The organism is Alkalibacter rhizosphaerae (genome assembly GCF_017352215.1).
In the GTDB taxonomy this organism is placed as follows: domain Bacteria; phylum Bacillota; class Clostridia; order Eubacteriales; family Alkalibacteraceae; genus Alkalibacter; species Alkalibacter rhizosphaerae.
This window is the reverse complement of sequence record NZ_CP071444.1, coordinates 1,851,115-1,862,800: the sequence shown is the minus strand read 5'-3', so window position 1 is coordinate 1,862,800 and position 11,686 is coordinate 1,851,115. Positions and strand designations below refer to the sequence as shown.

The 11,686-nt window shown below is 48.3% G+C and carries 9 protein-coding genes and 1 tRNA gene; 1 reads left to right on the top strand and 9 read right to left on the bottom strand.

Annotation, left to right across the window (positions count from 1 at the left end; translation table 11 throughout):
* Window positions 1–15: 15 nt before the first annotated feature.
* Window positions 16–429 (top strand): replication factor C small subunit, encoded by a 414-nt coding sequence (locus tag J0B03_RS09295; RefSeq protein ID WP_207299335.1) that lies wholly within the window; start codon window positions 16–18, stop codon window positions 427–429.
* Between the two features lie 50 nt (window positions 430–479).
* On the opposite strand, the gene J0B03_RS09290 is transcribed toward J0B03_RS09295, so the two are convergent.
* From J0B03_RS09290 to J0B03_RS09250, 9 genes are all read right to left on the bottom strand, one after another.
* Entirely contained in the window at window positions 480–998 is a 519-nt protein-coding gene (locus tag J0B03_RS09290; RefSeq protein ID WP_207299334.1) for a nitroreductase family protein, read from the bottom strand.
* A 14-nt stretch (window positions 999–1,012) separates the two neighbouring features.
* Window positions 1,013–1,621 (bottom strand): TetR/AcrR family transcriptional regulator, encoded by a 609-nt coding sequence (locus J0B03_RS09285; RefSeq protein WP_207299333.1) that lies wholly within the window; start codon window positions 1,619–1,621, stop codon window positions 1,013–1,015.
* A 3-nt stretch (window positions 1,622–1,624) separates the two neighbouring features.
* Window positions 1,625–5,323, bottom strand: coding sequence for an efflux RND transporter permease subunit (locus J0B03_RS09280; protein ID WP_207299332.1), 3,699 nt, complete (start codon window positions 5,321–5,323; stop codon window positions 1,625–1,627).
* Between the two features lie 142 nt (window positions 5,324–5,465).
* Window positions 5,466–5,541, bottom strand: a tRNA-Met gene (locus J0B03_RS09275).
* A 58-nt stretch (window positions 5,542–5,599) separates the two neighbouring features.
* Window positions 5,600–6,760: a cation diffusion facilitator family transporter gene (locus tag J0B03_RS09270; protein WP_207299331.1), complete on the bottom strand. Its 1,161-nt coding sequence runs from the start codon at window positions 6,758–6,760 to the stop codon at window positions 5,600–5,602.
* Window positions 6,761–6,765: 5 nt separating this feature from the next.
* Window positions 6,766–9,294 (bottom strand): penicillin-binding transpeptidase domain-containing protein, encoded by a 2,529-nt coding sequence (locus J0B03_RS09265; protein WP_207299330.1) that lies wholly within the window; start codon window positions 9,292–9,294, stop codon window positions 6,766–6,768.
* A gap of 27 nt (window positions 9,295–9,321) precedes the next feature.
* Window positions 9,322–9,825, bottom strand: a complete 504-nt coding sequence (mreD, locus tag J0B03_RS09260; protein ID WP_207299329.1) for a rod shape-determining protein MreD — start codon at window positions 9,823–9,825, stop codon at window positions 9,322–9,324.
* Window positions 9,826–9,836: 11 nt separating this feature from the next.
* Entirely contained in the window at window positions 9,837–10,643 is an 807-nt protein-coding gene (gene mreC / locus J0B03_RS09255; protein WP_207299328.1) for a rod shape-determining protein MreC, read from the bottom strand.
* 18 nt (window positions 10,644–10,661) lie between these two features.
* A complete protein-coding gene (locus J0B03_RS09250; protein WP_207299327.1) occupies window positions 10,662–11,672 on the bottom strand; it encodes a rod shape-determining protein in 1,011 nt (336 codons plus the stop codon).
* Window positions 11,673–11,686: the final 14 nt, after the last annotated feature.

Below are 11,686 nucleotides of genomic sequence, written 5' to 3'. Positions count from 1 at the left end.
AAAGAGGTGTCTACCATGGTTCAAATCGTCTCAGGGCCAAAAGGAAGTGGAAAGACCAAAACAATGATCGATTATGCCAATGACAACAACGCAAACCACGAAGGGGAAGTCGTTTTCATCAACGATCGAGAAAAATATCGTGTCAAATTGGACAACCAGATTCGTTACATCAACGTAGAAGATTTTTTCATTGATGATCCAAAAGTCTTTTTCGGTTTTCTGAACGGCGTCATTGCAGAAAACTACGACATCACCACCATCTACATCGACAACGTGCTTCGCATCGTCAATTTGGACAATATCTCCCAATTGGAAAGTCTGTTTTCTGATATAAGAAAGCTTGAAGATAAATACAGTGTTCAATTCGTTCTTAGCGTATGTGCAGAAGACTCGGAAATCCCAGAGTTTATGAAACCTGCATTGAGCTAGGACATTTTTGTCTGTAGCGCAAACCAAAAGAGGGCCGTGGCCCTCTTTTTTTAATAGGAGTTGTAGTGTATCTTCGTCCAATCCATATCCGTCTGGGTATATGGATCTTTTTCTTCTGCAGGATGTCCGATGGCGATGATGCTGTCAACGGAATACTTGGCCGGGATCTGCAAGATCTGCCGCACATTCTCTTCAGCGTCCACCCCATCACCGTCCTTGCGCAATCGAATCTGGGCCCAACAGGATCCCAAACCTTGATCTCGGGCGCAAAGCTGAATGGTGTAGGCTGCGATGCTGCAGTCTTCCACCCAAACATCGGATACGGCAGGATCTGCCATAACAACGACGACCACAGGAGCATCCTTCAAAAAACCGCCTCCTCCAATTTTTGCTTTGGAGAGCTTGTTTTTCAAGTCAGGGTCTGTCACCACCACGAACTCCCAGGATCGCAAACCCCGGGACGACGGTGCCAGCAAGGCAGCTCCCAACAAGGTCTTCAATACTTCATCGTCCACCGGCTTTTCCTCATACTTGCGAATACTTCGATAGGTCTTGAGTTTTTCCAACATTTCATTCACCCTCTCTATATTTTGAACGCACGTTCCACCATCTTGTAGATGGAACTGCGGTCGGACAACACATCTTCATTTCCTTCCACCGCCAAACGAATCAGATTATGCCCCCAAGCAAACAAAGCGCTTTTGATCACCGTTTGGCAGTACATCCGGTCGTCTTGGGCATCCACGATGCCTTCCTTCAGACCTTCCTGCACAACGAGATCCACCACCTGGTGAAAACGATCCATCTCATGGGCAAAACTGCCGTCTCCAGGCATGCATTTTTTTATGATGGCTCCGTATTCCTTCGCAGAAGACAAAACATGGAAAGGCGACAAGGGGTCCCGGAGATTTCGTTGGATCTGATCCAAAACCAGATCCAGTCGATGCCGAAATCCGGATGTGGTGGTCAGGGTCTCAAGCATGGCATTGGTTTCCTTCTCCAGGTTGTAGAGGACGCTTCTGCCGATCACTTCTTCTTTGGTCGAAAAATACTGGTATACGGTTCCTTTCCCGATCTCTGCTGCATCTGCAATGTCGCTGACCTTCAGTTGGTATGGATGGATCCCGGATCGCAGGAGGGCAATGGCGCCCTCCATGATGGCAATTTCTTTTTCCATATATGGCTTATCCATTTTCTATTCCTCCATAGCCGCTTTGTTGATGTGGCTTTTTCGTTGGAACAGATCGTACATGACCGGTACCACGAAGAGTGTCAACAATGTGGCATACGTCAGTCCTCCAATGGCGGTGATGGCCAGGGGTTGGAGCATTTCCGCGCCCATACCCATGCCAAAGGAAAGGGTGGACAGTCCGAGAATGGTCGTGATGGCCGTCATTAGGATGGGCCGGATCCGAACTCGTCCCGCTTCCAGCAAGGCTTCCTTTTTCTCCATTCCTTCTTCCATCAATTGGTTGGTGTAATCCACAAAGACGATGCCGTTATTGACGACGACTCCGCTGAGCACCAGGAAACCCAACATGGAAATGACGCTGATTTCCGTTCCTGTAAAGAACAGTGCCAAAAATCCACCTGTGAAAGCCAAAGGAATGGTGAACATGACGATGAACGGAAACAGGAGGGATTGAAATTGGGCCACCATGATCAAATACACAAAAACGATGGCCAACAAGATCATCAAGGTCAAATCTCCCAAAGTATCGTTGATGGTTTCCGTCTCACCGGCGATGCGAACATCATAACCTTCCGGTACATCGTAGTCGACCAGTTTCTTTTCAAGTTCCCGACTGACCAGGCCGATGTTGTAATCCGGCAACAAATCACCGGTGACCGAAACATACCGCTGTTGGGCATCCCTGCGGATTGCCTGCAAACCTTCCGTCTCCTGAAGGTCAGCGATCTCATCCAAGCGGACGGTGGACTTTTCTCCTTCCGATTCAAAAGGGATCTCCAATTCTCCAAGGTTTTCCCTGGTGACCGTTTCACTTTTGTCATCCACTACGATGACCGGAAATTCCTTGTTTTCCACCAGCAGCACAGTAGATTGTCTACCGGCGGAAATGCTGGAGCTGACGGCTTGGAATACCTGGGCCACGGTCAACCCTTTTCCCATGGCTTTTTCCTTGTCGACGATCACACGGATCTCCATAGCTTCACTGACAAAACTGGTCTCCACGTTGACCATGCCTTCCGTTTGTGCCAACAATTCGGCAACATCATCGGATATTGTACGCAGGGAGTCCAGATCGCGACCGGTTACGATCACTTCCATTCCCTCTCCAGCCAGACCACCCAGGTTCATGTTGGAGGTGGATACGGCGATCTCCGCATCCAGATCTGCGGTCCGATCCAATATTTCCTGGGAAATTTCCTGATTGGTTCGGGACTTGTTTTCATTCAATAAGAGATACAGGGAAATGTTTCCGCCGCCGCCGCCACCAAAACCCATGGCAGTGCCTCCGGTAAATGCTCCAATGGTTTCGATCCCTTCCACATCCATGATTTTTTCGATCACTTGGTCCGACATGGCAGTACGTTCCTCAAATGTGGCCGAGGGATCCATATCGATAGTCAGGGACATTTCCGTTCCGTCCATTTCAGGTATGAACGCCGTACCCATGGAAAAGGCTGCAAAAATACTTCCTCCCAGTAAAGCGACCACCAATACTATGACGACAACTTTAAACTTCAGAGCTCCCCGAAGAAGTTTTTCATAGAAACCGACAAAGCGGTCGAACATCCCGTGTTCCCTGGATTCCAGGTTTCGAAAGATCCCGGAAGACAATACCGGAACCAATGTCAATGCAACGATGAGACTGGCCAGCAGGGAGTAGGCAATGGTCAGACCCATGTCGGTAAAAATCTGTCTGGATATTCCCTGGGTAAATACGACGGGCAAAAATACTGCTGTCGTCGTCAGCGTGGAAGCCGTCAAGGCTCCGGCAACTTGCCTGGCTCCTTCGATGGATGCTTTAAATGCCGATACCCCTTGATTTTTCAATCGATACACATTTTCGATGACGACCACGGAGTTATCCACCAGCATCCCCACTCCCAGCGCCAATCCTCCAAGAGAGATGATATTGATGGTGACGCCTGTGAAATACATCATGGTGATGGCAAAAACCAAACTGGTGGGTATGGACATGGCAACGATCAAGGTGGGCCGAATGTCCCTTAAAAACAGCAGCAAGATCAGGATGGCCAAGATGCCTCCATACATCAGGTTTTTCAAAACGGAGTCGATGACGATGTCGATGTATACACCCTGGTCCATCAATGGGGTTATGGTCGTTCCTTCGTGTTCATCCATGACCTTGTCGATTCGATCCCGGATGGTTTTCGCTACTTGCGCCGTAGAATAATTGCTTTGTTTTTGAAAGGTCAGCATGACCGCATCTTCTCCGTTGACTTTGGCATAGAGATCAGCGGCATTGTCCACCAACTCCACTTCAGCCACTTCGGATAAATAGATCTTCCCGACTTCGTCCATCTTGGTATCGAACAAGAGCAGATTTCTCATCTCTTCCACATCGGCAATGCTGTCTCCGATCTTTACCAGGAAATCACCGTCTTCTCCTTGGACATAACCTGCCGGCATGGAAAAATTCTGGGCCATCAGGATCCCGCCGATCATGTCCGTAGTGATCATGGCTCCCAGGTCCGTTTTCTCAAACGCTTCTTCCTTGGCTTTTTCCAATTCCGCCAAGCCTTCCTCGATCTGAGCCAGACCTTGGACCATCTGGGTTCTGGCATTTCCGATCTCCTGGCTCAATACGATGCGTCCCTGAGAGATTTGATCTTCCCGAACAAAAATCTCCTGTTTTCCTTCCTGGAGCGCAGCCAACTGTGCTTCGATCTCTGCCAATCCTTGGGTCAATAACTGGATGCTATCCTCCATTTCTGCTTTCTGAGTCTGGGTTTCCTCCAAACCTCGTCGAATGGCTTCCAAGGCAGTTTCCTGTTCCGGTGTTCGCACTTCCAATGCCTCAAGGGCTTCCTGCTGCTCCAACAGCTCCGTTTCTGCCGCTTCCAGACCTCTTAGTGCCAGTTGCAGTGGAGCCAGCTGGCTGTTCAACTGTTCCCGAGCTTCCAGCAGTGCTGCCTCTCCTTCTTCCAGCTGGATTTTCCCTTCGTTGATGGCAGCCATTCCATCGCTAAGCTGTTTGCTCTGGTTGGCATATTCTTCATCCAGCTTGGCCAAGCCAGACTCCAGTTCTTTTTTGGCTTTTTTCAGATCGCTTTCCGCTTTGACCAACTCGCCATCCACGACAGCAAGCATCTGTGCATTGATTTCATCGATCTTCTCCTGGAGAAGTTTTACTTCGATCTTTTCCTCCACCAGTCCGGTCCCCTCTACGGAAGCGACCCCTTCCATGCTTTCCATATCCGGGATCAGCACTTCTTCCGTGAATTCCGACACTTCCCTGGTGTCTTTTCCTTCCATGTCCACTGCGGCTACCATAATAGGCAGCATTTCAGGGTTGGCTTTGATGACCATGGGAGAGCCGACTTCTTCACCCCAGTTGCCCTTGATCATGTCCAGGTTGCTGTTGACTTCGATCATCACCGAATCCATGTTGCTGGTGCTGTTGAATTCCAGAATGATCATGGAAGAACTTTCCCGGGAGACGGAACTGACGTTTTTGATGTTTGTCGTGGTTGCCAGCACCTGTTCCAAAGGTCTTGTAACGACCGTCTCCACTTCTTCCGGACTGGCGCCTGGATAAGGTGTAACTACTACTACATAAGGCAATTCCAAACTGGGCAACAGATCCGTCTGCAGATTCATAAACGAGATCGTACCCAGTATTGCGATCAAAATCACGGCGACAAAAATAGTATATGGCTTCTTAACGCTCCATTTGGATAACATGAGATTCCTCCTAATTAACGACTGACCAGTCGGTCAATAACAGCATACGAAATTGAACAGTCACTGTCAATCCTCAAAAGTTTATATTAAGCTTTCAAAAAATAAAAAAAAAGCCAAACCATATGGTTTGGCTGCATCGTCTTGGTTGCGGGGACAGGATTCGAACCTGCGACCTCCGGGTTATGAGCCCGACGAGCTTCCAGCTGCTCCACCCCGCGTCGTAATGACTAGTATAGCATAATCGACACATCTTTGCAAGACATGATTTGTACAGGACTACAAATATAGCTTCTCCTTTCGCAGATTCAACAAAAAGTAGTAGGGATATTTGCTCTGCAAAAACAGATTGATGCTGGTTCTCATATGTCCCAGATCTCCATCAAAGGTTTCCGGAAAGAAAAGATCAAACAGCACCACGTTTTCTTCTTCAATGATCCGAAAATCGCGGATCGTCACATCCTGGCCGTATTTTTTCAAATACTTCTCAATGTCATCCTTGATTTTCGTACCGGCATTGGTTTCCCGTTCAATGGGATCGATGTGGATCACCAGGGAGATTCCCATGTCCTCCAAAATGTCCCGTTCGATCCGGTCCACGATCTCGTGGGCCACGATCAAACTGTACTCCGCAGAAATACCTACGTGGGCACTGGCCATCTTGGATACAGGACCGTAATCATGTACGATCACGTCGTGCAAACTCATGATGCCGTCAAAACCAAGGATGTACTCATGGATCCGCTCCAGAAGACCGTCTTCCGGCTGCACTCCGATAAGTGTATTCATGGATTCCCGAATAAACTGGATCCCGTTATAAACAATAAAAGCAGCAACGATCATACCTGCGTATCCGTCGATCATCAGGCCGGTCAGCCTGGCAACGCCAAAAGCAACTAGGACCAATCCTGTTGCCAACACATCGTTTCTGCTGTCCACTGCTGCTGCAGACAATGCCTGGGAATCGATTTTTTTGGCGATATTCCCATAGAATCGCGCCAACCAGATCTTGACCAGTATGGTAAGAAGGATGACACCGGCACTGACGAGTCCGATATCCACCACCACCGGGTCGAGGATCCGCTGAATGGAGGTTTTCATCAGCTCATACCCCAAAAGCAAGATAACAAAAGAGACACCCAACGCGGAAAGGTACTCCGTTCTCCCGTGTCCAAAAGGATGTTCCTTGTCCGCAGGTTTTCCCGACATTCGAAAACCTACCAGGGTAACGATATTGGTCCCCACATCGGATAAATTATTGACGCTGTCCGCTATGAGAGAGATACTGCTGGAGAGGATCCCAACCACCAGTTTGACGGCAAAGAGGGCCACATTGCAGAAGATCCCAACAAAACTGCTCATGATCCCGTAATTTTCCCTGGTTTTAACCGACTCTTTTTCTATTTTGACAAATCGTCGAATCAACCATTTTTCCAACATGTCGATCACCTTTCCAACTCTTCCTCGTCCATCGTTTCTTCTTCCGCCTGCTGATCCAGTTCCGCCTGTTGTCGTTCTTCAAATGTCATATTGTCATAAAAGTATGCATCCAGGATCTTTCGAGCCGGCGGCACTGAATTTGAACTGGTCTTGCCCTGAACGATCATCACCGCCACGGCAATTTCCGGCTCATCGTATGGGGCAAATGCGGTAAACCAACCGGTATTGTCATAGCGGGTCCCACCATACTGGGCAGTTCCCGTTTTTCCTCCCACACCGATGTTTTGATGGTCAAATCCTGCAAAACCGCTTCGTGCGGTACTGACGGTGGTGACCAGCTTCATACCCTGCTTCACCAAGGCAAGATTGCTGTCTTTCATTTCCACGGTATCCTTGATATTGGGAATGTGTTCGTATACCACGTTCCCCTCAAAATCCAATACCTGTTCCACCAGATAGGTTTCCATCCGGTTTCCTCCGTTGACCAAAGTAGCAACGGCATTGGCTATCTGGATCGGTGTAAAAGAGTTCCCACCCTGTCCGATGGACGCGTTGATGGTATCGGAAACCACCCAGCGTCCTGCCAGCAGATACTCTGTGATCCGATGAAGATAACGAGTATCCCGAATGTTGTATTTCTGAAGGACTTCTGCCGCTTTCCGATAAACATCCCCGTATGTCTTGTAGGTATCTTCGTCCACTTGATCGTACAATTCTTTGGCGATAGCATAGGATTTGTATACCAACTGTTCGTTGCCTTCATCATTGACGATGGTTGCAGTCCCTTCGATGCCGATGGTTTTTCGAAGATAATCCGACGCGGCGTAGGTCCAAACCTGCCTTTTCTCCGTCTTTGTCGCCAAATATCCCGGTGATTCAGCAATTTCGATCCCTGTTCGCTGACCCAATCCAAAGGCGGTTATATACTCTTCCATGGTATCCACTCCGAGGCGATACCCAGTTTCGTAAAAGAACACATTGCAGGAATCTCGCAAAGCCTCCACTACGGTCTCTCCACCATGCCTGCCCAGGCAACTAAATTGGGTAAAAATCGGATGAACTCCATAGCAATAGATCTGACTGGTTGCAGTTATTGCACCATTTTCCAGGCCGGCTATGGCCAGCAGCGGTTTGAATGTGGACCCAGGCTGCAGGGCCGTCATGGTGGCGTTGTTGTACAAAGGTTTTGGGTACAGGGGATCGTCCACCACTACGTTGAGTTGTTTCCAGTCTTCCGTACTGATCCCCGTCACAAATAGATTGGGGTCGTAATCCGGATAGCTGGCCATGGCTTTGACTGCTCCCGTCTTTACGTCAATGACGACTGCAGCTCCGGAACTGGCTTTTGGTGCCCGATTGTTTGCTCGAATGGCCTTGATCTGTTCTTCCAATGCCTCCTCCGCCACCTTTTGAAGATCGTAATCGATGGTGGTGATCACATCCATTCCAGGTATGGGTTCTACGGTTTCTCCTCCACCTGCTTCCTGAGGCCTTCCCAAATAGTCGGTAACGGCCAGGCGAACTCCGTCTTCTCCCTTGAGATACTCTTCGTAAACCGCTTCAATGCCGGAGATCCCTTTCATGTCCGTCATTTTGTATCCTTCTTCTACATCGGTTTCGTTGACTTTTCCAATGTAACCCAGTATATGGGCAGCCAAGTTGCCGAAAGGATACTCTCGAATAGGCCGGGCTATAACCGAAACTCCAGGAAGCTGGTGGATCTTTTCGTCGATCTCCAAAACAGTGGCCAGTTTTACATCCTTGGTGATCTCCACCGGTTCCCAACTGCGAAACCCTTGATTTTTCAGTATTTGACGAAAGATCATGATCTTGCGGGCTTCCTCGTCGCTGTAGCTATTATCGATCTCGAAGATCTCCCGCAGTTTTTCAAAAGATTCCCGTGCATTGAAATCTAGTTCCAGGTCCTTGAAACCGTAAGATCTTTTCCACAGGTTTTCCTGATGCTTGAACCGGTATATCAGCGAACCATCTCTATTCAAAATAGGCAAGGCCTGTTCCAGATGAACTTTTTCAATGGCTTCCAAAGCCACGATATCATTGACTTCCGGCTTCACATTATACCGTTGACGAAGGATGTCCAAGGTTTCCCGGGGGTCTGCATTCTCGGGGATCTCATTGTCTTTTTTCCATGAAACTTCGTCCCTTAAAAAAGTAAATTCGAAAGTATTGTTCTCCATAAGTATGGGAAATTCATCCACGAATTCTTCTTCATTTCTGTCCAATATCTGGTACAATTCCAAAAATACTTCGTTTCGTTTTTCTTCATCCATGTCCGCATAGGTCAAATCGATGGAGTACCCGATCCGGTTTTTTGCCACCTGATATCCATCCGCTGTATAAATTTCACCTCGGGGTGCCGATTCATTGACTTTTCGCATCATTTTACTGTCTGCAGCCACCTGATAATACTCTCCATCCACGATCTGCAGCTGTGCCAGGCGGAAGAGGAACAAACCCATCATGACCACCAAAAAACCAAACAAAAATGGGATGCGATATTTTTTTTCATTCACCTTCATTCCGCCACCTGCCTTTCCATTCTACATTTTTGTCGAATCCAACAAGTGACCTCGTTGTCTCAACTGCTTGAATATGACGTAGATCAATACCAAACCAGCCAAATTCATCATCCAATATCCGATGGTCCAAGTTTCTAGATACAGATCAAGAGCTGTCGGCAAGCCGGTGAAATAGCGCAACAGAAAAAGCATGCCGTTGGATAAAACCACCCCTACGGGAAACATGAGCAAAGGGGCAATGACATTTTCTTTGAAAACGGAAGCACCCAAATAACTCACTGTCAGCACAGTGGTCAAATACGCCAATCCGAACATGCCGAACACTCCCCCAAAAAGGACGTCTTTCAACACGCCGATGATCAATCCGTATTTCCACGACTCTTCTTTTTCGTAAAAAACGCCGATGACCAACAAGGTCATCAACACCAGATCCGGATAGTGGCCTCCGATGTTGATGAATTGGAAGAAGGTGGACTGTAAGATCAATCCAAACAGCAATATCAGTAGAATTCCTATCGTACGCATCTTATCACCAACTATTTAATGATCAGGACATGCATGATCCGTTCCATGTCCACCACAGGAGCGAGGCGAATGACCTGCTCCAATTTCCCTTGGGGCCTGGTCACTTCCGCCACTTCTCCTATGACCAGGGCCGGCTTGAAGGTTCCCGTCAATCCGGAAGTGACGATGATGTCACCGTCCACCACGTCGGCTTCCGTATCCATGAAACCGACCAACTGATAATCTTCCGTGCCCGTCACACGAACATAGGCGCCTGTTCGCACATTGATCCCATTGAACATGCTGTTTTGGTCCGTCACCGCTAAAACCTTGCATGTGAATTCCGAGACTTCCATCACCCGGCCCACCAGTCCTTCCCGGACCACGACGCTCATATTGGCTTGTACACCATCTCTTGTTCCCCGGTTCAGTACAAACATGTTGAACCCAATATCAGGGTCGATGGCCGTCACTGTTGCCGACAGATATTCGTACTGACTGTTTTCCTCCTTGAAATCCAACAAATTTTTCAACATGTCGTTTTCATTGGCCATCCGCTCATAATCCGTCAGTCGATTCTTGTATTCATTGAGTTGTTCCTCCAGTGCCTGATTGCGCTGTTGCAGGGAACCTATATTGGAAACATATGCAAAGAAATTGTTTGCATAATGAGAAGCAGAGTAGAAAAAACCGCTCACGGAACCAAAGCCTCCACTGACCACGGATTCCGGGAAAGTGGATTCACTTCTTCCTCCAGCACTCATACCAACACCGGTCACCAGCAAGATCACCAAAATGACGATGACCAGCCCAAACCGGCGTTCTTTCAACCACTTCACCAAAGAGCACCTCCTCTGTTAGGAATGGGAAAAAATAATGTTGGTGTAGCCTTGTTCCAGTACCATGGCCGTCCCTTTCGCAACGCAATCCAAAGGATCTTCCGCCACGTAACAATGCACTCCCGTTTCTCGAGACAACAAGACATCCACTCCCGGCAAGAACGCTCCCCCTCCGGTAATGGCAATGCCTCCGTTCATAATATCCGAAAGGAGCTCCGGCGGGGTTTTTTCCAACACATTTTTCACCCGGTCCACAATGGAATACACGGTCGGTTCGATGGCCTCGCAAACCTGGGCCTGGTCGAAACGCACCGTTCTTGGAAGTCCGGAAACCAGATCTCGTCCTTTGATATCGATATAGATATCCTTGTTGATGTCGCTGACGGCAGCAATGCTCATTTTGATGGTCTCGGCTGTTTTTTCACCGATCATCAGATTGTGTTTTGTTTTGATGTAATGGATGATCCCTTCGTCAAAATCATCCCCGCCGATTCGGACCGAACTGGAAACCACCATTCCGCCAAGGCTGATAACAGCGATATCCGTCGTTCCTCCACCGATATCCACTACCATGCTTCCTGTTGGTTCGTTGACCGGCAAACCGGCACCTATGGCCGTTGCCAAGGCTTCTTCGATGAGTCCCACATCTTTGGCTCCCGACATTTGGGCTGCTTCGATCACTGCTTTTCGTTCCACTTCCGTTATATCCGACGGAATTCCTATAAGGACCCGAGGCTTTGAGAGGTTGAATCCCTGCATGGCTTTCCCCATGAAGTATTTGAGCATTTTCTGCGTGATATGAAAGTCTGCAATGACTCCTTCTTTCAGCGGCCGAATGGCGATGATGTTTCCTGGTGTTTTCCCGATCATCTTTTTCGCTTCCATCCCAACAGCAATAACTTCATTGGTGTTCTTGTTGATGGCCACCACGGATGGTTCCCTAATGATGATCCCTTTCCCTCGGACAGCAACCAATGTATTTGCCGTACCCAAGTCGATCCCTATATATGATTTATTGAATAATCCCACGCTTTTTTCTCCTC